This window comes from Buttiauxella brennerae ATCC 51605, from assembly GCF_001654925.1.
In the GTDB taxonomy this organism is placed as follows: domain Bacteria; phylum Pseudomonadota; class Gammaproteobacteria; order Enterobacterales; family Enterobacteriaceae; genus Buttiauxella; species Buttiauxella brennerae.
Window position 1 is genome coordinate 416126 of the sequence record NZ_LXER01000017.1, and the last position, 21676, is coordinate 437801.

General features: G+C 51.1%; 22 protein-coding genes. 9 read left to right on the forward strand and 13 right to left on the reverse strand.

Annotation, left to right across the window (positions count from 1 at the left end):
• Positions 1–53 precede the first annotated feature (53 nt).
• Together edd and zwf are read right to left on the reverse strand one after the other, a co-directional pair.
• Positions 54–1865, reverse strand: a complete 1812-nt coding sequence (gene edd / locus M975_RS10180) for a phosphogluconate dehydratase (protein ID WP_064559093.1) — start codon at positions 1863–1865, stop codon at positions 54–56.
• A 379-nt stretch (positions 1866–2244) separates the two neighbouring features.
• On the reverse strand, positions 2245–3720 hold the full coding sequence (gene zwf, locus M975_RS10185; protein WP_064511936.1) for a glucose-6-phosphate dehydrogenase: 1476 nt from the start codon (positions 3718–3720) through the stop codon (positions 2245–2247).
• Positions 3721–4132: 412 nt separating this feature from the next.
• Between zwf and M975_RS10190 the strand changes: the two genes are divergently transcribed.
• Positions 4133–5002, forward strand: a complete 870-nt coding sequence (locus tag M975_RS10190) for a MurR/RpiR family transcriptional regulator (RefSeq protein WP_064511937.1) — start codon at positions 4133–4135, stop codon at positions 5000–5002.
• Between the two features lie 130 nt (positions 5003–5132).
• Entirely contained in the window at positions 5133–6575 is a 1443-nt protein-coding gene (gene pyk / locus M975_RS10195) for a pyruvate kinase (protein ID WP_064511938.1), read from the forward strand.
• Positions 6576–6633: 58 nt separating this feature from the next.
• On the opposite strand, the gene lpxM is transcribed toward pyk, so the two are convergent.
• The 3 genes from lpxM to znuA form a co-directional block, all read right to left on the reverse strand.
• Positions 6634–7608 carry a lauroyl-Kdo(2)-lipid IV(A) myristoyltransferase gene (gene lpxM, locus M975_RS10200; protein ID WP_064559094.1) on the reverse strand — a complete coding sequence of 325 codons (975 nt, stop codon included), beginning with the start codon at positions 7606–7608 and terminating at the stop codon, positions 6634–6636.
• Positions 7609–7731: 123 nt separating this feature from the next.
• Positions 7732–9054: a murein DD-endopeptidase MepM gene (gene mepM, locus M975_RS10205; RefSeq protein WP_074388358.1), complete on the reverse strand. Its 1323-nt coding sequence runs from the start codon at positions 9052–9054 to the stop codon at positions 7732–7734.
• A gap of 15 nt (positions 9055–9069) precedes the next feature.
• Positions 9070–10014 carry a zinc ABC transporter substrate-binding protein ZnuA gene (gene znuA / locus M975_RS10210; RefSeq protein ID WP_064559204.1) on the reverse strand — a complete coding sequence of 315 codons (945 nt, stop codon included), beginning with the start codon at positions 10012–10014 and terminating at the stop codon, positions 9070–9072.
• Positions 10015–10093: 79 nt separating this feature from the next.
• On the opposite strand from znuA, the gene znuC reads away from it, so the two are divergent.
• Positions 10094–10849 carry a zinc ABC transporter ATP-binding protein ZnuC gene (gene znuC / locus M975_RS10215; RefSeq protein WP_064511941.1) on the forward strand — a complete coding sequence of 252 codons (756 nt, stop codon included), beginning with the start codon at positions 10094–10096 and terminating at the stop codon, positions 10847–10849.
• Entirely contained in the window at positions 10846–11631 is a 786-nt protein-coding gene (gene znuB, locus M975_RS10220) for a zinc ABC transporter permease subunit ZnuB (RefSeq protein ID WP_064559096.1), read from the forward strand. The genes znuC and znuB overlap by 4 nt, the downstream gene beginning before the upstream one ends.
• A gap of 61 nt (positions 11632–11692) precedes the next feature.
• Here znuB and ruvB read toward each other — a convergent pair whose 3' ends face one another.
• The 6 genes from ruvB to aspS form a co-directional block, all read right to left on the reverse strand.
• Entirely contained in the window at positions 11693–12703 is a 1011-nt protein-coding gene (gene ruvB, locus M975_RS10225) for a Holliday junction branch migration DNA helicase RuvB (protein ID WP_064559097.1), read from the reverse strand.
• Positions 12704–12725: 22 nt separating this feature from the next.
• Positions 12726–13337, reverse strand: coding sequence for a Holliday junction branch migration protein RuvA (ruvA, locus tag M975_RS10230; RefSeq protein WP_064511944.1), 612 nt, complete (start codon positions 13335–13337; stop codon positions 12726–12728).
• Positions 13338–13416: 79 nt separating this feature from the next.
• Complete coding sequence (gene ruvC, locus M975_RS10235) at positions 13417–13938, reverse strand: crossover junction endodeoxyribonuclease RuvC (protein ID WP_064559098.1); 522 nt, start codon at positions 13936–13938, stop codon at positions 13417–13419.
• A 43-nt stretch (positions 13939–13981) separates the two neighbouring features.
• The gene (locus M975_RS10240) at positions 13982–14725 is read right to left on the reverse strand and encodes a YebC/PmpR family DNA-binding transcriptional regulator (RefSeq protein WP_064512136.1); all 744 of its coding nucleotides are present in this window, start codon (positions 14723–14725) and stop codon (positions 13982–13984) included.
• A gap of 19 nt (positions 14726–14744) precedes the next feature.
• Positions 14745–15203 (reverse strand): dihydroneopterin triphosphate diphosphatase, encoded by a 459-nt coding sequence (gene nudB / locus M975_RS10245; RefSeq protein WP_157093366.1) that lies wholly within the window; start codon positions 15201–15203, stop codon positions 14745–14747.
• A gap of 116 nt (positions 15204–15319) precedes the next feature.
• Positions 15320–17092, reverse strand: coding sequence for an aspartate--tRNA ligase (aspS, locus tag M975_RS10250; protein ID WP_064559100.1), 1773 nt, complete (start codon positions 17090–17092; stop codon positions 15320–15322).
• Positions 17093–17352: 260 nt separating this feature from the next.
• Here aspS and M975_RS10255 point away from each other — a divergent pair, with 260 nt between their 5' ends.
• From M975_RS10255 to cmoB, 5 genes are all read left to right on the forward strand, one after another.
• A complete protein-coding gene (locus M975_RS10255; RefSeq protein WP_064559101.1) occupies positions 17353–17919 on the forward strand; it encodes a hydrolase in 567 nt (188 codons plus the stop codon).
• A 138-nt stretch (positions 17920–18057) separates the two neighbouring features.
• Positions 18058–18876: a DUF72 domain-containing protein gene (locus tag M975_RS10260; protein WP_064559102.1), complete on the forward strand. Its 819-nt coding sequence runs from the start codon at positions 18058–18060 to the stop codon at positions 18874–18876.
• A gap of 70 nt (positions 18877–18946) precedes the next feature.
• Positions 18947–19342 carry an MAPEG family protein gene (locus M975_RS10265; RefSeq protein ID WP_064559103.1) on the forward strand — a complete coding sequence of 132 codons (396 nt, stop codon included), beginning with the start codon at positions 18947–18949 and terminating at the stop codon, positions 19340–19342.
• Positions 19343–19389: 47 nt separating this feature from the next.
• Positions 19390–20133, forward strand: a complete 744-nt coding sequence (gene cmoA / locus M975_RS10270) for a carboxy-S-adenosyl-L-methionine synthase CmoA (RefSeq protein WP_064559104.1) — start codon at positions 19390–19392, stop codon at positions 20131–20133.
• The gene (cmoB, locus tag M975_RS10275) at positions 20130–21101 is read left to right on the forward strand and encodes a tRNA 5-methoxyuridine(34)/uridine 5-oxyacetic acid(34) synthase CmoB (protein ID WP_064559105.1); all 972 of its coding nucleotides are present in this window, start codon (positions 20130–20132) and stop codon (positions 21099–21101) included. The genes cmoA and cmoB overlap by 4 nt, the downstream gene beginning before the upstream one ends.
• A 32-nt stretch (positions 21102–21133) precedes the next feature.
• On the opposite strand, the gene fumD is transcribed toward cmoB, so the two are convergent.
• Complete coding sequence (fumD, locus tag M975_RS10280; protein WP_064559106.1) at positions 21134–21346, reverse strand: fumarate hydratase FumD; 213 nt, start codon at positions 21344–21346, stop codon at positions 21134–21136.
• Between the two features lie 100 nt (positions 21347–21446).
• A complete protein-coding gene (locus tag M975_RS10285) occupies positions 21447–21665 on the reverse strand; it encodes an acyl carrier protein (RefSeq protein WP_064559107.1) in 219 nt (72 codons plus the stop codon).
• Between the last annotated feature and the right edge of the window lie 11 nt (positions 21666–21676).

Here is a 21676-nt window from a genome sequence, read left to right on the forward strand (position 1 = left end):
CTTCAACCAACTTTATAATTCGTTTCCAGCGCAGCAAGTGCTGCATCCGGTCCTTAAAATTTAATGCAGGTCGCGCCCTGTTCCGCGCCAGATAACTGCTCGCGTAACGCGCTAAATAGTTCACGGCCGGTTCCAACACGATCCGCGCTGAGATCCGGGTGGTATGCAGTGCGTTTTTCCAGCTCGGCATCATCGACCAGCAATGTCAGTTCACCCGTTTGCCCGTTGACGCGAATCATATCGCCGTCCCGGACTTTTGCCAGTAGCCCACCATCATAAGCTTCTGGGGTAACATGGATGGCAGAAGGCACCTTACCTGAAGCGCCCGACAGCCGTCCATCAGTGACTAACGCTATTTTGAAACAGCGGTCCAATAATACCCCAAGTGGCGGCATAAGTTTATGTAATTCTGGCATGCCGTTAGCTTTTGGCCCTTGATGGCGGACAACAACCACGCAATCACGGTCCAGATGGCCTGCTTCAAAAGCCGGTAAAACGTCATGCTGGCTTTCGAAAATGACCGCAGGCGCTTCAATAATTTGGTTTTCTACCGGCACCGCAGAGGTTTTCATTACCGCACGACCCAGGTTGCCGCTGAGGACTTTCGTGCCGCCATGTTTAGAGAAAGGTTTTTCGAAGGTCGCGATAACATCAGTATCGAGCGCGGTTGTTGCGCCTTCACGCCATGCCAGCTGGCCGTTATCCAGCCACGGTTCCATGGTGTAGTGATGCAGACCAAAGCCCGCAACGGTGTTGACATCTTCATGCAGCAAACCGCCTTTGAGCAATTCGCGCATCAATACCGGCACGCCGCCCGCCGCCTGGAAGTGGTTAATGTCCGCAGGACCATTCGGATACAGGCGAGCCAATAATGGCACCACATCAGAGAGATCAGAGAAATCATCCCAGTTGATGATAATCCCCGCCGCACGTGCCATCGCCACCAGGTGCATAGTGTGGTTGGTGGAGCCACCTGTTGCGAGCAAAGCAACAATGCCGTTCACAACCACTTTTTCATCAATCATTTTGCCGATTGGCATCCACTCGTTGCCGTTTCCGGTCAGGCGTGTCACCTGGCGTGCTGCGGCTGCGGTTAATTCATGACGCAGCGGTGCATCAGGGTGAACGAATGAAGAGCCCGGCAACTGCATGCCCATAAACTCAACCACCATCTGGTTGGTGTTCGCTGTACCGTAGAAAGTACAGGTGCCCGGCGCGTGGTATGACGCAGCTTCCGACTCCAGCAATGCCAGGCGGTCAACTTTGCCTTCGGCGTACAATTGGCGAATACGTACTTTTTCTTTATTTGGCAAGCCACTCGCCATTGGGCCTGATGGCACAAATAGCGCCGGGAGGTGACCAAATGACAACGCCGCCATGGTTAAGCCCGGGACGATTTTGTCACACACGCCGAGATACAGCGCGCCATCGAACATATTGTGAGACAGGCCAATTGCGGTAGACATCGCAATAATTTCGCGGCTGAGCAACGACAGTTCCATACCATCCTGCCCCTGCGTCACGCCATCACACATAGCCGGAACCCCACCTGCAACTTGCCCTACCGCGCCAACGGAATGCAGCGCTTTACGAATCTGGTCAGGGTAATACTCATACGGCTGGTGCGCGGAAAGCATGTCGTTATAGGACGTAATGATCGCAATGTTGTTACGCAGCATGCTTTTCAGCGCAGCTTTATCTTCTGGCTGGCAAGCCGCAAAACCGTGGGCCAAATTACCGCAGGCAAGCTCTGAGCGGTGTACGGTTTTGCTCTTCGCTTTTTCTATGCGCGCCAGGTAAGTTGCACGCGTTTCGCGTGAACGTTCAACGATGCGTTTTGTTACGCGTAACAAATCAGGATTCATAACAGGTCCTCATAAAGTGGCTGCCGTCGCTTTGGGCAGGGGGTCGGCATTACCGGCTCTATTTTCTTCTCGCGAGGCGGCAATCCATACCATCAGGGCAAAATCGCTTCAGCTAGTGTAAATAAAAAAGCCCTGCTGGTGAATCCAGTCAGGGCTTTTAAATTAAAAAATTTGCACCACTTTAGTGTTAGATCATGTTACCGGTAAAATATGAATCATTTGTTACGTAGTTTTTGCAAAATAACACCTACTCCATCCGCTAAATCATTCGAGTTGCAGGTAGGCGGCAAACGATCGAATCCCGATGAGCTTACATAAGTAAGTGATTCGGGTGAGAGAGCGCTGCCAACACCCCTGCAACTCGAAGGATGACGCGGATTTATTCGAACTCGTTCCACGAACGCCCATCACGGGTGATCATTGCCACGGATGCCACCGGTCCCCAGGTACCAGCCTGATAAGGTTTAGGTGCATCGTTGTCCGCAGCCCAAGCCTCAGTGATGGAGTCGACCCATTTCCACGCTTCTTCCACTTCATCACGACGCACGAACAGTGCCTGAATCCCACGCATGGTTTCCAGCAACAGGCGCTCGTAAGCATCTGCCAGATGTGACTCGTTGAAGGTTTCGGAGTAGCTCAGATCAAGCTTAGTGGTTTGCAGGTTGTGCTTGTGTTCAAGCCCTGGCACTTTGTTGAGCACCTGAATATCCACACCTTCGTCCGGTTGCAGACGGATGGTGAGCTTGTTCTGTGGCAAATCTTGCCAGGAGTCTTTGAACAGGTTCAATGGCGGGCTTTTGAAATAGACCACGACTTCAGAGCACTTGGTTGGCAGACGTTTACCGGTGCGCAGGTAGAACGGGACTCCTGCCCAGCGCCAGTTATCAATATCAACACGGATGGCGACAAAGGTCTCGGTGCTGCTGCTTTTGTTCGCACCTTCTTCTTCCAGGTAACCCGGGACTTTTTTACCCTGCGCAAAGCCTGCGGTGTACTGGCCACGGACAGTTTTCTCGCGCACATTGCTACGGTCGATACGGCGCAGGGATTGCAGTACTTTTACTTTTTCATCGCGAATATGGTCGGCGGTGAGATCGGACGGCGGAGACATGGCAATCATGCACAGAATTTGCAGCAAGTGGTTTTGAATCATGTCGCGCATCTGCCCGGCCTGGTCAAAGTAACCCCAGCGCCCTTCGATACCCACTTCTTCTGCTACCGTGATTTCCACATGATCGATGGTTTTGTTATCCCAGTTATTGGCAAACAGGGAGTTCGCAAAACGCAACGCCAGCAGGTTCAGTACCGTCTCTTTACCTAAATAGTGGTCGATACGATAGACCTGGCACTCTTCAAAATACTCGCCAACCTGGTCGTTGATTTCCTGGGAAGTCGCAAGCGAGGTGCCAAGCGGTTTTTCCATCACGACACGAGCAGGTTTAGCGTTGAGTTTCGCCTTGCCCAGACCTTTGCAGATTGCGCCAAAAGTATTCGGTGGCATCGCAAAGTAGTTGATGGTGACGCGATTTTGCTGATCGAGCATTTTACCTAGTTTGGTAAAGGCTGCAGTATCGTTAACATCCAGGTTGCAAAAATCGAGACGGCTGCTCAATTTATCCCACAGGCTTTCGTCGATCTTTTCCTTCATAAAGGTTTCGATCGCTTCGCGCACTACTTTGGTATAAGCCTCTTTATCCCAATCAGCGCGGCCCACGCCCAGGATGCGAGTCTCCGGGTGGATCTGACCTGCCTTCTCCAGTTGATACAGGGATGGCAGAAGTTTCCGACGCGCAAGGTCGCCCTTTGCGCCGAAAATCACCAGGTCACATGCCTGAGCTGTCTGTGTTACCGCCATGTCTTTTCTCCTCGTTTCGGATGTCCGGGATCTCCCATCATACTTCAAGCTGCAGGGGTGTTGGCTGCAGCTCGAATTATTGTGGGATGTACCGGCCCGTTTGTAATTTAATTACAGAACAATGTACTGCTTTTGCTGAATTCAGGTAAGTCTTCAGCCATTATTTGATCGCATTCATGAACAAGATTTGGCCACCAGTGCCATTTCACGGCGATTAATCGAATTTTTCGAAGTTTCGTTGTTGATGTATATCATGTCTAAAGTTAGACGCTGATCATGTAATGAAAAAAAACAACATCATTACGCTGATTAACTTGTCCAATCGCTAATGGGCAAGCGTATATTCTTGCTAAATCGTGCCACGATTTCTCCATTTGTTGAAATCGATAAAATCCATGAGTGCCGGACACCTATGAATATGCTGGACAAAATCCAGTCTCAACTGGAACACCTTAGCAAATCAGAACGTAAAGTCGCAGAAGTGATTCTAACCGCACCGCAAGATGCCATTCACTCAAGCATTGCCACTCTCGCCCGCAGTGCTGACGTCAGCGAACCGACAGTCAATCGCTTTTGCCGCCGCCTCGAAACCAAAGGCTTCCCGGATTTTAAATTACATTTAGCGCAAAGTCTGGCTAATGGCACTCCTTATGTAAACCGGAATGTTGACGAAGACGATAGTGTTGAAGCTTATACCGGCAAAATCTTCGAATCCGCCATGGCCAGTCTTGACCAGGTACGGCAATCGCTGGATATGGCCGCCGTCAATCGCGCAGTCGACCTCCTCACTCAGGCGAAGAAAATCGCCTTTTTTGGTCTGGGATCTTCTGCCGCCGTCGCGCATGACGCGATGAATAAATTCTTTCGCTTTAATGTGCCCGTTATCTATTCCGACGATGTCGTCCTGCAGCGCATGAGTTGCATGAATTGCAGCGAAGAAGATGTTGTGGTGCTTATCTCACACACCGGGCGCACAAAAAATCTTGTTGAACTGGCTCAACTGGCACGAGAAAACGATGCCATTGTGCTGGCGATAACATCTGAAGGCTCGCCACTGGCCCGCGAAGCGACACTCTCTTTATTGCTTGATGTCCCTGAAGACACTGATATCTATATGCCAATGGTGTCACGGCTTGCACAGCTCACGGTTATTGATGTGCTGGCGACAGGCTTTACTTTGCGTCGTGGTGCGAAATTCAGAGATAACTTGAAGCGAGTCAAAGAAGCGCTCAAGGAATCGCGTTTTGATAAGGGGCTGTTTGTCTCTGGCGAGAACAAGTAAGTTTTTATAACAAAGCTGTAACTTTTTAGGTCATTCGGTTAAGTTGTTGCTTTGCGTTTTCAACGCACGCTGATTTACCGAATCTTTTGTTAACGCAACACCAAAGTTGTTTCAGTCAACGGAGTAATACATGTCCAGACGGCTACGTAGAACCAAAATCGTTACCACTTTAGGCCCGGCCACAGATCGCGACAATAATCTGGAAAAGATTATCGCAGCTGGCGCTAACGTGGTGCGTATGAACTTTTCCCACGGCACCGCAGAAGATCATCAGATCCGTGCCGATAAAGTTCGTGAAATTGCAGCGAAACTGGGGCGTCATGTCGCTATTCTGGGCGATCTGCAAGGGCCGAAAATTCGGGTTTCTACCTTCAAAGAAGGTAAAGTTTTCCTTAACATCGGCGACAAATTCCTGCTTGATGCCAACCTGGGCAAAGGCGAAGGCGACAAAGAAAAAGTCGGTATCGACTATAAAGGTCTGCCAGCTGACGTCGTGACCGGTGACATCCTGCTGCTTGATGATGGCCGCGTACAGTTAAAAGTGCTCGAAGTACAAGGCATGAAAGTGTTCACCGAAGTCACCGTGGGTGGCCCGCTGTCGAACAACAAAGGTATCAACAAGCTGGGTGGCGGCCTGTCCGCTGAAGCGCTGACCGATAAAGACAAAGCCGATATCCTGACGGCTGCGAAAATCGGCGTTGATTACCTGGCGGTTTCCTTCCCACGCTGTGGCGAAGACCTGAACTACGCTCGTCGCCTGGCGCGTGAAGCGGGTTGTGATGCGAAAATTGTCGCTAAAGTGGAACGTGCCGAAGCCGTTTGCAGTGAAGAGGCAATGGACGATGTGATTCTGGCCTCCGACGTGGTGATGGTTGCCCGTGGTGACCTGGGCGTTGAAATCGGCGACCCGGAACTGGTCGGCATTCAGAAGACCCTGATTCGTCGTGCACGTAAGCTCAACCGTGCGGTGATCACCGCGACTCAAATGATGGAGTCGATGATTACCAACCCAATGCCAACGCGTGCTGAAGTGATGGACGTGGCGAACGCCGTTCTTGATGGCACCGATGCAGTAATGCTTTCTGCTGAAACGGCTGCGGGCCAATACCCTGCTGAAACCGTTGCTGCGATGGCGCGTGTTTGCCTGGGCGCAGAGAAAATCCCAAGCATCAACGTTTCCAAGCACCGTCTGGACGTACAGTTCGACAACACAGAAGAAGCGATTGCGATGTCTGCGATGTATGCAGCAAACCACCTGAAAGGTGTGACTGCAATCATCACTATGACAGAGTCAGGCCGTACAGCGCTGATGACTTCACGTATCAGCTCCGGTTTGCCAATCTTCGCGATGTCTCGCCATGAGCGTACACTGAACCTCACCTCTTTGTACCGTGGTGTTACGCCTGTGTTCTTTGATAGCCCAAGCGACGGTGTTGCAGCTGCAAACGATGCAGTCAATCTGCTGCGTGATAAAGGTTACCTGGTTTCTGGTGACCTGGTTATCGTCACCCAGGGCGATGTAATGAGTACCATTGGTACCACCAACACCACGCGTATTCTGTGTGTTGAGTAATCCATCCACAGCATAAAAGCAAAAGGGGCCAATCGGCCCCTTTGTTATTTCTTATTCTTTATTTCTTAGGATACAACTCTTTGCGGCGGTAAGGTTCAGTCTCCCCTTCCTTGCGCGTTTTGAGCAATTTCAGTATCCAGGTGTACTGTTCAAGATTCGGCCCAACCAAAACTTCAACTTCTTCATTCATGCGACGAGCTATGGTGTGGTCGTCTGCATCAAGCAGGTCATCCATCGGCGGACGAATATGAATATCCAGGCGATGTGTCTTGTTGTTGTAGACAGGGAACAGCGGTACAACGCGCGCACGAGATACTTTCATCAGTCGGCCAATCGCGGGCAACGTCGCTTTGTAGGTGCCAAAGAAATCGACAAATTCACTGTGCTCGGGCCCGTGATCCTGGTCTGGCAGATAATATCCCCAATATCCCTGACGCACAGAGCTGATAAACGGTTTAATGCCGTCGTTACGCGCATGCAGGCGGCCACCAAAACGACGGCGCACAGTATTCCACATGTAATCAAATAGCGGGTTACCCTGGTTGTGGAACATCGCCGCCATTTTCTGCCCCTGCGAGGCCAGCAGCATCGCAGGAATATCCACCGCCCAGCCGTGTGGTACGAGGAAAATAACATTTTCTTCGCGCCGCTTTAGCTCATCGATAATCTCTTTGCCGTGCCAGTCAACGCGCTGCATGACTTTTTGGGGATCTTTAATCGCCAGTTCAGCCATCATCACCATCGCTTGAGGGGCGGTAGCAAACATTTCATCGATAACGGCTTCACGATCAGCTTCCGGCATCTCCGGGAAGCAATACAGCAAGTTTATTTGCGCACGACGGCGCGCACTTTTACCAAAGCGCCCGGCAATACGCCCTACTTTGCCCAGCAACGGGTCACGCAGTGACGGCGGTAACAATGCAAGTCCTGCGAAAGCGCCCACGCCTAACCAGGCGCCCCAAAATTTCGGGTGCAAGAAGGCCTTTTGAAATTCAGGAATAAACTCACTATGGCTTTTTTTTGCTTTTTCCATGCATATTCTCACTGCGGCATCAAATCATTGATGACATGAATTTGTAAGTATCTTAGCGGGGTAATGCCTTTCAGACAAAGAAAAAGCCGGTCACTGAGTACCGGCTTTGTTCACAGCGTCTGATTAATTCAAACTGAGCTGTGGTGTCACTTCGCGAACCTGAGCCAGATAATCGTTACGATCCGAGCCTGTCAGCCCTTCGGTACGCGGTAATTTCGCGGTTAATGGGTTCACCGCTTGTTGGTTAACCCACACTTCATAATGCAGATGCGGCCCGGTTGAACGACCGGTGTTGCCGGAAAGCGCAATACGATCGCCACGTTTCACTTTTTGACCAGGCTGAACCAACAGTTTCTTCAGGTGCATATAGCGTGTGGTGTAGGTGCGACCGTGACGGATAGCGACAAAATACCCCGCTGCACCGCTACGTTTTGCCATCACCACTTCACCATCACCCACCGCAAGCACTGGCGTACCTTGCGGCATCGCAAAGTCGACACCTTTATGCGGTGCCACTCGCCCGGTTACCGGGTTTAAGCGGCGCGGGTTAAAGTTTGAAGAGATGCGGAACTGCTTGGCTGTTGGGAAACGCATAAAGCCTTTCGCAAGACCCGAGCCGTTACGGTCATAGAATTTGCCGTCATCAGCACGAATAGCGTAATAATCTTTACCGCTGCTGCGCAGGCGCACGCCAACCAGTTGGCTTTGTTCGCGTTTACCTTCGAGCATTTCACGGGACATCAGCACTGAGAACTCATCGCCTTTCTTCAGTTTTCGGAAGTCCATCTGCCACTGCATCGCTTTGATAACCGCACTGATTTCAGCAGTGGTTAAACCGGCATCTTTTGCGCTACTAACGAAACTGCCGCCAACAGTGCCTTTCATGACATTGTTGACCCACTCGCCTTGCTGCATTTCGCTGCTGAGTTTGAAGGTGCTACCTGAACGGTCATAAGTGCGCGTTTCACGGCGCGACATTTCCCATGTCAGACGCTGCAATTCGCCATCATCGTTCAGCGTCCAGGAGATCTGTTGGCCGATTTTCAGGTTACGCAGGTCTTTATCCACCGTGGCAAGCTGGCTGATATCGCCCATGTCAATGCCGTACTGGTTCAGAATGCTGCTGAGCGTATCACCGGTCGATACCACGTATTCGTGCACCCCGGTTTCACCCGCGGTTTTATCGTCCAGCTCATCTTGTGGAATGGTGTCGTCTTCCGCATCGGGAGACTGATCTAAGGGTTCACTGGCTTCCGGAAGTAACGAGCGAATGTCGTTTTTTTCAAGCTCAATGGTTTTGATTACCGGGCTGGCTTCAGGGTGATACACGTACGGCCGCCAGACAGCGACCGCAAGTGTAAGTACTGTAAGAGACCCCAGCATAACGCGGTGGGGCCGGGACAAATTGTCGAATGCCAGGGCGACAGAGCGGGCTATCTGTTGCACGTATTCACTTCCTCATTAATCTCCTTTCAGGCAGCTCGCATATTGGTTCGCAAGCCCGTTCAAAAACTGCATATAGCTGTTTTTGCCGAGCTTGACTTCAATCCCCAGTGGGTCCAGCGTTCCGTTTCGAACGTTAGTGCCACGGGCTACGGCATTAATTACTGCTGGCCTGAACTGCGGCTCAGCAAAAACGCACACGGCTTTTTGCTCAACCAACTGTGTTTTGATGTCATGTAAACGCTGCGCACCAGGTTGGATTTCTGGGTTTACGGTAAAGTGACCAAGTGGCGTTAGACCGTAATGTTTTTCAAAGTAGCCATAGGCGTCGTGAAAAACGAAATACCCTTTTCCTCTGAGGGGCGCGAGCACGCTACCAACTTGCTTATCGATGTTGGCTAATCCTAACTCGAAACTTTGCAAGTTGGCGTCAAGTTTGGCTCTATTTTGGGGCATAAGTTCCACTAATTTATCGTGGATTGCAACCGCTGACAGCCGCGCCACCTCTGGCGAAAGCCAAATATGCATGTTGTATTCACCGTGATGGTGATCTTTGTCACTATTTTCGGCTGAATGGTCATGTCCTTCGTGACTATCACCATCGTCGTCACTCCCCTTCATGAGCAAGGGTTGTACGCCTGGTAAAGCGGCCAGTTGCACTTGTTTTTGTTCAGCTAATTGGCTAACTGACTTCTGCATGAACGCTTCCATTTCTGGACCGACCCACACGACTAAGTCCGCGCTTTGTAAGCGTTTTACATCAGACGGACGAAGTGCATAATCATGCTCAGAAGCGCCATCTGGCAGTAAAACTTCAGTCGGTGTGACGCCATCAGCAATCGCTGCAGCAATAAAACCTAACGGTTTAATAGAGGCGACTACAGCGGCCTGTGCCGGTACAGCAGCGGCACCCAGAAAAGCAGTTGTTAAAGCTGCGCAAAGAAATGAGTTTTTATGTAACATAATGCGACTTTTCATCGTTATGAATATGAGATGTGTGATATTATAACATCCGCTAACTTCTGCAACCCCTGAAATTGTCATGACAAATCTGGTATCACTGGAAAATATCTCTGTTTCTTTCGGGCAACGCCGTGTGCTGTCTGATATTTCACTCGATCTCAAACCGGGTCGCATTCTGACGCTGCTTGGGCCAAACGGTGCAGGAAAATCAACGCTTGTCCGAGTGGTACTGGGCCTGGTAGCACCTGATGAAGGCGTTATCAAGCGAGACCGCGACCTGCGAATTGGTTATGTGCCGCAAAAACTACATCTGGATGCCACCCTGCCTTTAACCGTTAGCCGGTTTATGCGCCTGCGTCCGGGGGTGAAAAAATCCGATATCCTGCCCGCCTTAAAACGCGTTCAGGCGGCACATCTGATTGAAGCGCCGATGCAAAAACTCTCTGGCGGCGAGAATCAACGCGTTCTGCTGGCCCGTGCATTGTTAAATCAGCCGCAGTTATTGGTGCTTGACGAACCCACTCAGGGCGTTGATGTTAACGGGCAACTGGCTCTGTATAACCTGATTGATCAATTGCGCCAAGAGCTGAATTGCGCAGTGATGATGGTTTCTCACGACCTGCATTTGGTGATGGCGAAAACCGATGATGTGCTGTGCCTGAATCACCATATTTGCTGTTCTGGCACGCCAGAAGTGGTGTCTATGCATCCGGAATTTATTTCTATGTTTGGTGCGCGTGGTGCAGAGCAGTTAGGGATTTATCGACACCACCATAATCATCGTCACGATCTTACCGGACGTATCGTTCTGCGCAGAGGGAATGGCCAGTCATGATTGAATTGTTGTTGCCCGGCTGGCTTGCCGGGATTTTGCTGGCGTGTGCTGCTGGCCCGCTCGGCTCATTCGTGGTCTGGCGTCGGATGTCCTACTTTGGTGATACCCTCGCCCACGCTTCTTTATTAGGCGTCGCTTTCGGCCTGCTGCTCAATGTAAACCCATTTTATGCCGTGATTGCGGTCACCTTGATGCTGGCGTTAGGTCTGGTGTGGCTCGAAAAACGCCCACATTTGGCGTTAGATACCTTGCTCGGGATTATGGCGCACAGCGCATTGTCGCTCGGCCTGGTTGTGGTCAGCTTAATGTCTAACGTGCGCGTCGATTTGATGGCCTATCTGTTTGGCGATCTACTATCGGTCACCATGCCGGATATTATCTCTATTGCATTGGGTGTTGCGGTGGTCGTTGGCGTACTGCTGTGGCAATGGCGCAATCTGTTGTCGATGACGATTAGTCCGGACCTTGCCCATGTGGACGGGGTTAATCTGCAACGGGTGAAGATGTTGCTGATGCTGGTGACAGCGTTGACGATTGGTGTGGCTATGAAGTTCGTTGGTGCGCTGATTATTACTTCGTTGCTGATTATTCCTGCGGCAACGGCGCGCCGCTTTGCACGCACGCCTGAACAAATGGCTGGCTTTGCTGTGATTATCGGGATGCTTTCAGTAACAGGTGGGCTAACGTTCTCAGCATTCTATGACACACCTGCCGGGCCTTCAGTGGTACTGAGTTCGGCGGTGTTGTTTGTTCTGAGTATGGCGAAGAAGCAGGCTGCATAATATCTAAAGTGGATACCGACTGCCCCTCACCCTCTCCCCAAGGAGAGGGAACTGTCCGGTTTCAAGGCTGAGCTGGCGGTATAATCCCAAAGTGAGTCCAGGCTCTTGGCGTTGCGATACGCCCACGTGGAGTTCGTTGCAAAAAGCCCTGCTGGATCAGGAAGGGTTCCAGTACATCTTCAATCGTTTCACGCTCCTCGCCAATTGCCGCCGCGAGGTTGTCCAGCCCGACCGGGCCACCAAGGAACTTGTCTATCACCGCCAGCAATAATTTGCGGTCCATATAGTCAAACCCTTCGGTATCAACGTTGAGCATATCCAGTGCTTGCGACGCTATGTCACCATTAATGGTGCCATCATGTCTGACTTCCGAAAAGTCACGCACACGACGCAGCAGACGGTTAGCAATACGCGGAGTCCCACGCGCACGACGCGCCACTTCTAACGCACCCTCCTCGCTCATCTCCAGCCCCAGCACGCTCGCACTGCGGCCAACAATGTGCTGCAAATCAGCGACCTGATAAAACTCGAGGCGCTGCACAATGCCGAAACGGTCACGCAGTGGAGATGTCAGAGAACCGGCACGGGTAGTTGCACCAATCAGAGTAAAGGGTGGCAAATCAATTTTGATTGAGCGTGCGGCCGGGCCTTCACCAATCATAATATCGAGTTGGTAATCTTCCATTGCCGGATACAGCACTTCTTCCACAACCGGTGAAAGACGGTGGATTTCATCAATGAACAACACGTCATGCGGTTCAAGGTTGGTCAGCATCGCCGCCAGATCCCCTGCTTTTTCCAGCACAGGACCGGAAGTGGTTCGCAGGTTCACGCCCATTTCGTTGGCAACGATATTCGCCAGTGTGGTTTTACCCAACCCTGGCGGGCCAAAAATTAACAGATGATCGAGCGCATCCCCACGCAGTTTTGCCGCCTGGATGAAAATTTCCATCTGCGAGCGTACCTGCGGTTGGCCGACGTAATCCGCCAGAAAACGCGGGCGAATCGCGCGGTCAATTAACTCATCAGGGGTGATAGTATCTGGAGAAACCAGACGGTCTGCTTCAATCATCCTTCATCTACCTCAAGGGGCTTCAAAGTGCTGCGCGTAATGCTTCGCGGATCAGGGTTTCACAATCGGCACCGGCTTTGCCGACTTTGCTGATCATGCGGCTGGCTTCTTGTGGTTTATAGCCCAGCGATACTAGCGCCGCAACCGCTTCTGATTCGGCGTCGTCTGTTGCGCCACTTTCTGGAGCGGTCAGCACCAAATCTGACGCCGGAGTAAACAGGTCGCCATGCATGCCTTTAAAGCGGTCTTTCATTTCGACAATCAAGCGCTCGGCAGTCTTCTTACCTACACCTGGCAACTTAACTAATGAGCCAATTTCTTCGCGTTCAACAGCATTAACGAACTGCTGTGCCGACATACCAGAGAGGATAGCCAACGCAAGTTTCGGGCCAACACCATTCACTTTGATCAGCTCGCGGAACAGGGTTCGTTCTTGTTTGTTATTAAAACCGTAGAGCAGTTGCGCGTCTTCACGCACCACAAACTGGGTAAACACCACCGCTTCTTTACCGATTTCCGGTAATTCATAGAAGCAAGTCATTGGCATGTGTACTTCATATCCAACGCCGCCCACTTCCATTAATACCAGCGGTGGCTGTTTTTCCAGGATGATGCCTCTGAGTCGTCCAATCACAATCTGCTCCTGCGTTTAGCGGTTATGCCAAAAATTTTGCCTATCATACAAAAAAGGCTGGATAAATATCCAGCCTTAATTACTTGAGCCGTCCCCGCGCCAGGTTAAGCCGCGAATCGCTCATCTGCATCGAGTTCTGCGTCACATGGCAATGCGTGATAGCAATGGCCAGCGCATCGGCCGCATCCGCTTGTGGGTTGGCCGAGAGTTTCAACAAAGTGCGTACCATATGCTGAACCTGGCTTTTCTCGGCACTACCGATGCCAACGACCGTCTGTTTAACCTGACGAGCCGCATACTCAAACACCGGCAAATCATGATTTACAGCAGCAACAATGGCCGCGCCGCGCGCCTGACCGAGTTTCAGTGCAGAATCGGCATTCTTCGCCATAAACACGGATTCAATGGCGAAATATTCTGGCTGGAACTGAGTGATGATTTCGCTCACCCCCGCGTAGATAAGCTTCAAACGCGAGGGTAAGTCGGTAACCTGAGTACGAATACAGCCGCTACCTAAATAGGTGAGCTGCCGACCAGTCTGGCGAATGACACCATAACCGGTAACGCGTGACCCCGGGTCGATGCCGAGAATAATCGTCATCACGCGTTCCTCATAAACAGATGTACGGTTTCAGGCAACACCATTACAGAGTTGCCGCAACCTCGTCAGAGATCTCGCCGTTGTGATAAACCTCTTGCACGTCATCGCAGTCTTCCAACATGTCGATAAGGCGCATCAGTTTCGGTGCAGTTTCTGCATCCATATCTGCTTTGGTAGATGGGATCATGGAAACTTCGGCTTCGTCTGCTTTAAGCCCTGCGGCTTCCAGTGCATCACGTACTGCCCCCATCTCTTCCCAGGCAGTGAACACGTCAATTGCGCCATCGTCGTATGCAACAACATCTTCAGCGCCAGCTTCAAGAGCGGCTTCCATCAGGGTGTCTTCGTCTTTGCCAGGAGCATAAGAGATAACGCCTTTTTTGGTGAACAGATAAGCAACAGAGCCATCAGTTCCCAGATTACCACCGCATTTGTTGAACGCATGGCGCACTTCTGCCACGGTACGGTTACGGTTGTCACTCAGACATTCAACCATGACTGCTGAACCGCCAGGACCGTAACCTTCATAAATGATGGTTTCCATGTTGGCGTCTTCATCACCACCCACACCACGTGCGATTGCACGGTTTAAGGTGTCACGCGTCATGTTGTTGGATAACGCTTTATCAATGGCTGCACGCAGACGCGGGTTAGAACCCGGATCACCACCGCCCAAACGGGCTGCGGTTACCAACTCACGGATAATTTTGGTGAAAATTTTACCGCGTTTGGAATCTTGCGCTGCTTTGCGGTGCTTTGTGTTGGCCCACTTACTATGACCTGCCATAAAAATATCTCCAAAATGGCTACCTTGCGGCAGCATTAATTACAAACTCTTCAATCGCTTGCCGGTTGCTCCACGACTTGGTCATAGCAGCCGCAGCTTGTGCGTCTGTCCATTCCCATGCCAGATGTTCCGAAATGGTAATCGGCTGTTCGTTTGGCAGCGCAAGACAGAACCAATATTCCGTATTGCGCGTAATTCCCGGCGCATAGCGATGACGTAAATGTGTAAAAATCTCGAATTCCACACAGCGTTGGCAGTCAATCAAGGCCAGTTGCTCTGAGACAACATCAATATCGACCTCTTCCTTTACTTCACGCTGTGCAGCATACAGCGCGGTTTCACCCTCTTCTATGCTGCCGGTAACCGACTGCCAGAATTCAGGATCATCGCGCCGCTGTAACATGAGCACCCGTCCGGTGTCTTTAGCGAAAATCACTACCAGTACCGAAACGGGACGCTTGTACACTTTATCCTTCACGTTGCCTCTTTGTTGGCTGCCTTCATTCATCCCACTCACATAGTTATCTATGCTCATGGGAATTCACTCAGTTGCCGCCTCGATGCAACACGAATGATTGCGTGTACGGAGGCCATTTATTCTTTCTCAGCCTTTTTCAGCACGGCAATACCCAGCTCAGTCAACGCTGTTGGGTTTGCAAAGCTTGGTGCTTCAGTCATCAGGCATGCTGCTGCGGTTGTTTTAGGGAACGCGATAACATCACGGATGTTGTCGGTGCCGGTCAACAGCATAGTCAGGCGATCCAGACCAAATGCCAGGCCTGCATGCGGTGGTGTACCGTATTTCAGGGCGTCGAGCAGGAAGCCGAATTTCTCGCGCTGGTCTTCTTCAGCGATACCCAGAATACCGAACACAGTCTGCTGCATCTGGCCGTTGTGGATACGCACGGAACCGCCGCCCACTTCATAACCGTTGATAACCATATCGTATGCGTTCGCAACCGCAGCTTCCGGATCGGCCGCCAGTTCTTCTGGTGACATATCTTTCGGCGCGGTGAACGGGTGGTGCATTGCGGTCAGGCCACCTTCGCCGTTGTCTTCAAACATTGGGAAGTCGATAACCCACAACGGTGCCCAGGCTTTTTCATCGGTGATGCTCAGATCTTTACCGATTTTCAGACGCAGTGCGCCAAGCGCATCAGCAACCACTTTCTTGTTATCTGCGCCGAAGAAGATCATGTCGCCGTCTTGTGCGCCAGTACGGGTCAGAATCGCTTCAACGATTTCTGCGTTCAGGAATTTAGCTACCGGGCTGGTGATGCCCTCGATGCCCTTAGCACGCTCATTCACTTTGATGTAAGCCAGCCCTTTCGCGCCGTAAATCTCAATGAACTTGCCGTAGTCGTCAATCTGTTTACGGCTTAACTGTGCGCCACCTGGCACTCGCAGTGCAGCAACGCGGCCTTTAGCATCATTTGCCGGGCCCGCGAACACTTTAAACTCAACGTCTTTGAGCAGGTCAGCAACGTCCACCAGCTCCATTGGGTTACGCAGGTCTGGTTTGTCAGAACCGTAACGACGCTCCGCTTCAGCGAAAGTCATGATCGGGAAATCGCCCAGGTCAACGCTTTTCACATCAAGCCACAGGTCACGAACCAGTTTTTCCATCACTTCACGCACTTGTGGTGCAGACATGAAGGAGGTTTCAACATCGATCTGGGTAAATTCTGGCTGACGGTCAGCACGCAAGTCTTCGTCACGGAAGCACTTAACAATCTGATAGTAACGGTCAAAGCCAGACATCATCAGCAGCTGTTTGAACAGCTGTGGAGACTGTGGCAACGCGTAGAATTTACCTTTATGCACACGGCTCGGCACCAGGTAGTCACGCGCGCCTTCCGGTGTGGCTTTGGTCAGCATTGGGGTTTCGATATCAAGGAAACCGTGGTCATCCATAAAGCGACGCACGAAGCTGGTGATTTTCGCACGCGTCTTCAGGCGGTTTGCCATTTCCGGGCGGCGCAAGTCCAGGTAACGGAATTTCAGACGCGCTTCTTCGGTGTTGACGTGGTTAGAGTCAAGCGGCAGTGCTTCTGAACGGTTGATGATGGTCAGGTCGGTTGCGAACACTTCCACTGCACCAGTTGCCATATCTTTGTTGATGTTTTTTTCGTCACGCGGGCGCACGGTGCCGGTGATTTGAATGCAGAACTCATTACGCAGTTCGGAAGCAAGCTGGAACGCGTCCTGACGGTCTGGATCGAAAAACACCTGCACGATGCCTTCGCGATCGCGCATATCAATAAAGATAAGGCTACCGAGGTCACGACGACGATTGACCCAACCACACAGTGTTACTTGTTGTCCCACATGGGATTGATTGAGCTGCCCGCAATATACTGTACGCATGAGATATCCCTTAAATTAGCCGCTCACTGTCCACTACCTGCAACGGTGGCCACTATTTTTGTCTGTCATCTATTGATAAAAAAGGGGGTTATTATACTGGAAATAATGCCCCGCGATAAGCCCGATACGACTGACTGGCGTGTTTGAAAGCGCCTTGTTCTGGTAAAACTCACAAAAATTAACAAAATATGTAAACTATCGCGCTCATGTTCCGTCGTAAGGTATTACGCGATAACCTCATTTTGACCCGGAGTCACCGAATGTTAGAACTGAATTCTTCCCGAACCGCGCTGGTTGTGATTGATTTGCAGGAAGGCATCCTGCCATTTGCGGGCGGCCCGCACAGTGCACAGGATGTGGTGGCTCGTTCGGCAAAGCTTGCTGAAAAATTCCGCGCGAAGGGTGCGCCGGTAATCATGGTCCGCGTGGGCTGGTCAAAAGATTTTGCTGAAGCACTCAAGCAGCCTGTTGATGCACAAGCGGGCGCACATGCTCTGCCTGAAAACTGGTGGGTTTACCCACAAGCGCTGGGTAAAAAAGAGAGTGATATTGAAGTGACTAAACGCCAGTGGGGCGCATTCTACGGCACGGATTTAGAACTTCAGTTACGCCGCCGTGGCATTGATACCATTGTGCTGTGCGGTATTTCTACCAATATCGGCGTGGAGTCCACTGCGCGTAACGCGTGGGAACTGGGCTTTAACCTGGTCGTTGCCGAAGATGCCTGTAGTGCGGCCAGCAGCGAACAACACCAGGGCAGCATGACGAATATCTTCCCGCGTATTGGCCGTGTTCGTAGCACTGAAGAAATTATTACTGCTTTTTAATTGACCTCGTTTCTACCCTATATCATCCGAGTTGTAGGTAGGCGACAAGGGAGATTATCCCGACGAGCTTACTGAAGTAAGTGATTCGGGTAAGCGAACGCAGTCAACACCCCTACAGCTCGAAGGATAACGGGTAGAATGATATATATCGGCCTTCCGCAATGGTCGCATCCGCATTGGGTGCGCCTTGGCATAACTTCTCTTGAAGATTACGCTCGCCATTTTAATTGTGTGGAAGGCAACACCACGCTCTATGCCCTACCCAAAGCAGAAACGGTGTCGCGCTGGCACAATATGACCGATGACGACTTTCGTTTCTGCTTTAAATTCCCGGCAACCATTTCCCATAAGGCAGCACTTCGCCAGTGCGGTGACCTGACCGCCGAATTTCTTGACCGCATGTCGCCGCTTGCAAACCGCATCGGGCAATACTGGTTACAGCTTCCGGCGGCCTTTGGGCCGGCTGATTTACCTGCGCTGTGGAATTTCCTCGACGCGTTGCCGAAAGATTTCACCTACGGTGTCGAAGTTCGCCACGCTTCATTCTTTGATAAAAGTGCTGGCGAACAAGCCTTAAACAGAGGTTTGCATCAGCGTGGCGTTAACCGCGTGATCCTCGACAGCCGCCCGGTCCATAGCGCAAAACCTGATAACGAAGCCATTCGTGACGCGCAACGTAAAAAGCCGAAAGTGCCGGTTCATGCTCTGGTTACCGCGAACAATCCGTTAGTGCGATTTATCGGCAGCAACGACATGCAGCAAAATCAGCTGTTTTTTGATGTCTGGCTAAAAACCCTGTCTAAATGGGCACAAAACACTACGCCCTACCTGTTCTTGCATACCCCAGATATTGGCCAGGTGCAGGACCTGGTTCATGCGTTATGGCCGGGCTTGCAACAGGCTTTTCCGGCGGTTGGCAACGAACCTGCGATCCCAAAACAAAACTCACTATTTTAGTAATAGCGACAGTTAACAGGTTGCACTGCTATCATAGGCGGTGCTGGTACTATCTCTAAAGGATGTGGGTATGGTAAGCGCGCTCTACGCCGTGTTGGGTGCTTTGTTGTTAATTAAGTTCTCGTTTGATGTTGTTCGTATGCGTTTGCAGTACCGCGTCTCTTATGGTGACGGTGGTTTTAGCGAACTACAGAGCGCAATTAGAATTCATGGTAATGCAGTGGAATATATTCCTGTCGCGTTGCTGCTTTTATTATTGATGGAAATGAACGGCGCTGAAACCTGGATGGTGCATGTTTGTGGGCTGCTGCTCATTGCTGGTCGCCTGATGCACGCACACGGTTTCCATCATCGTTTAATTCGCTGGCGTCGCTCGGGTATGAGTGCCACCTGGTCTTCTTTGATCCTGATGGTGCTCGCCAACCTATGGTATATGCCATGGGAGTTGGTTTTCTCGCTGCATTAACGCAAAATATGCCCCTTTCGAAATTTCGAATTTCCGGATTTAACATTATGTCTGACCGCGATACATTGTTTTCAGCCCCAATCGCCCAATTAGGTGACTGGACCTTTGACGAACGCGTGGCTGAAGTCTTCCCCGATATGATTCAACGATCGGTGCCGGGCTACTCCAATATCATTTCGATGATTGGCATGCTGGCGGAGCGCTTTGTCGCTCCGGGCAGCCAGGTTTATGACCTTGGCTGTTCGCTTGGCGCGGCAACGTTATCCGTGCGTCGTAATATCCAGCACGACAATTGTAAAATTATCGCGGTAGATAACTCCCCTGCTATGGTCGAGCGCTGCCGTCGCCATCTTGACGCGTTTAAAGCGCAAACCCCAGTTGATGTTATCGAAGGCGATATCCGCGATATCGTTATCGAAAATGCCTCGATGGTGGTGCTGAATTTCACGCTGCAATTCCTTGAGCCTGATGATCGTAAACTGCTGCTGGAAAAAATCTATCGGGGCCTGAACCCAGGTGGCGCGTTAGTGCTGTCGGAAAAATTCAGTTTTGAAGATGGTGAAGTCGGTGAATTGCTGTTCAATATGCACCACGATTTTAAACGTGCGAACGGCTATAGCGAGCTGGAAATCAGCCAAAAACGCAGCATGCTGGAAAATGTCATGCTCACCGACTCTGTCGAAACACATAAAAAACGCCTCAAACAAGCCGGATTTGACCACGCAGAATTATGGTTCCAGTGCTTTAACTTTGGCTCTTTGGTTGCACTGAAATCAGGAACGTCTGCATGATCGACTTTGGTAATTTTTATCAGCTTATCGCTAAAAGCCCGCTGGCTCCTTGGCTGGAAACGCTTCCTGCGCAAATTGCCACCTGGCAGCGCGAGAATCTGCACGGCCAGTTCAAACACTGGTACAACACCGTTGAATACCTGCCAGAACTGGCACCGTATCGCCTGGATTTATTGCATAGCGTTACCGCTGAATCTGAAACGCCACTCAGCGACGGGCAACGTCTGGGGATTGAAAAGTTATTGCGTAACCTGATGCCATGGCGCAAAGGGCCGTATTCGCTGTATGGCGTAGACATCGACACCGAATGGCGTTCCGACCTGAAATGGGATCGTGTTTTACCGCACATTTCTCCACTCACCGGGCGCACAATTCTGGATGTCGGCTGCGGTAGCGGCTATCACCTGTGGCGTATGATTGGCGCAGGCGCGCATTTAGCTGTGGGTATCGACCCAATGCAGCTGTTCGTTTGCCAGTTTGAGGCTGTGCGTAAACTGCTGGGCAACGACCAACGCGCGCATGTGTTGCCGCTGGGCATTGAACAACTCCCGGAACTTAATATCTTCGATACCGTGTTCTCTATGGGCGTGTTGTATCACCGCCGCTCACCGTTGGACCACCTTTATCAGCTTAAAAATCAGTTAGCTAAAGATGGCGAACTGGTGCTGGAAACGCTGGTTGTGGAAGGCGATGAGAACACCGTGCTGGTGCCGGGTGAACGTTATGCGCAGATGCGCAACGTCTATTACATCCCATCTGCTCTGGCGTTGAAAAACTGGCTTGAGAAATGTGGCTTTGTTGATGTGAAAATCGTCGATCATTGCTATACCACCAGCGAAGAACAGCGCCGCACCAGCTGGCTGACGACCGAATCACTGGCCGATTTCCTCGATCCGAACGATAGCAACAAGACTATTGAAGGTTACCCTGCCCCACTGCGAGCAGTGTTGGTCGCGCGTAAACCGTAAAAATGTGAAGTAAGGCCGGACCCCGGCCTTACTTACTTCGCCGCAAACCCAAGCGCGCGAATGACTTCGTTCATTGCAGCACTGGTCAGTGCCGAACGTTCAATCTTACTGTTGGCAGACATTGCTCTGACCACACCCGCTATGACAACGTGTTTTGGCTCCTGGCCAAGGTCTCGCATCTCCAGTACCACTTTCCCAACTACGCGGCACATCTCATCGTAAAGCTCTTTGTCTGTGATACCCATACTACCCTCCAGTGTTTAAAGAGAGCCTAACACGTTTAAATCATTAAAATAAAAAAAGCCCCAGCAAAACGCCGGGGCCATAAAGTAGTAAATCTCGTCTTCAGGCGTTTTCTTCAAGCCACGCAGCCAACGTTGCTGGTGTCTTCAACACTGTCGCCACATCCGTTGGTGGAATGGCACAGCCAAACTCAGCCTGGACTTCAAGAACCACATCAACTGCTGTAATAGAGTCAAGGATATCGGATTCAATCAGCTCATCCTGGAAACCCACTTTGCGCGACAATACGTTTTCAAATAATGCTAAAACTTTCTGTTCCATTTTTATTCCTT

Coding starts and splice junctions, on each gene's coding strand:
- edd (WP_064559093.1), bottom strand. CDS start 1,865: ATGAATCCTGATTTGTTACGCGTAACAAAACGCATCGTTGAACGTTCA.
- zwf (WP_064511936.1), bottom strand. CDS start 3,720: ATGGCGGTAACACAGACAGCTCAGGCATGTGACCTGGTGATTTTCGGC.
- M975_RS10190 (WP_064511937.1), top strand. CDS start 4,133: ATGAATATGCTGGACAAAATCCAGTCTCAACTGGAACACCTTAGCAAA.
- pyk (WP_064511938.1), top strand. CDS start 5,133: ATGTCCAGACGGCTACGTAGAACCAAAATCGTTACCACTTTAGGCCCG.
- lpxM (WP_064559094.1), bottom strand. CDS start 7,608: ATGGAAAAAGCAAAAAAAAGCCATAGTGAGTTTATTCCTGAATTTCAA.
- znuA (WP_064559204.1), bottom strand. CDS start 10,014: ATGTTACATAAAAACTCATTTCTTTGCGCAGCTTTAACAACTGCTTTT.
- znuC (WP_064511941.1), top strand. CDS start 10,094: ATGACAAATCTGGTATCACTGGAAAATATCTCTGTTTCTTTCGGGCAA.
- znuB (WP_064559096.1), top strand. CDS start 10,846: ATGATTGAATTGTTGTTGCCCGGCTGGCTTGCCGGGATTTTGCTGGCG.
- ruvB (WP_064559097.1), bottom strand. CDS start 12,703: ATGATTGAAGCAGACCGTCTGGTTTCTCCAGATACTATCACCCCTGAT.
- ruvC (WP_064559098.1), bottom strand. CDS start 13,938: ATGACGATTATTCTCGGCATCGACCCGGGGTCACGCGTTACCGGTTAT.
- M975_RS10240 (WP_064512136.1), bottom strand. CDS start 14,725: ATGGCAGGTCATAGTAAGTGGGCCAACACAAAGCACCGCAAAGCAGCG.
- aspS (WP_064559100.1), bottom strand. CDS start 17,092: ATGCGTACAGTATATTGCGGGCAGCTCAATCAATCCCATGTGGGACAA.
- M975_RS10255 (WP_064559101.1), top strand. CDS start 17,353: ATGTTAGAACTGAATTCTTCCCGAACCGCGCTGGTTGTGATTGATTTG.
- M975_RS10260 (WP_064559102.1), top strand. CDS start 18,058: ATGATATATATCGGCCTTCCGCAATGGTCGCATCCGCATTGGGTGCGC.
- M975_RS10265 (WP_064559103.1), top strand. CDS start 18,947: ATGGTAAGCGCGCTCTACGCCGTGTTGGGTGCTTTGTTGTTAATTAAG.
- cmoA (WP_064559104.1), top strand. CDS start 19,390: ATGTCTGACCGCGATACATTGTTTTCAGCCCCAATCGCCCAATTAGGT.
- cmoB (WP_064559105.1), top strand. CDS start 20,130: ATGATCGACTTTGGTAATTTTTATCAGCTTATCGCTAAAAGCCCGCTG.
- fumD (WP_064559106.1), bottom strand. CDS start 21,346: ATGGGTATCACAGACAAAGAGCTTTACGATGAGATGTGCCGCGTAGTT.
- M975_RS10285 (WP_064559107.1), bottom strand. CDS start 21,665: ATGGAACAGAAAGTTTTAGCATTATTTGAAAACGTATTGTCGCGCAAA.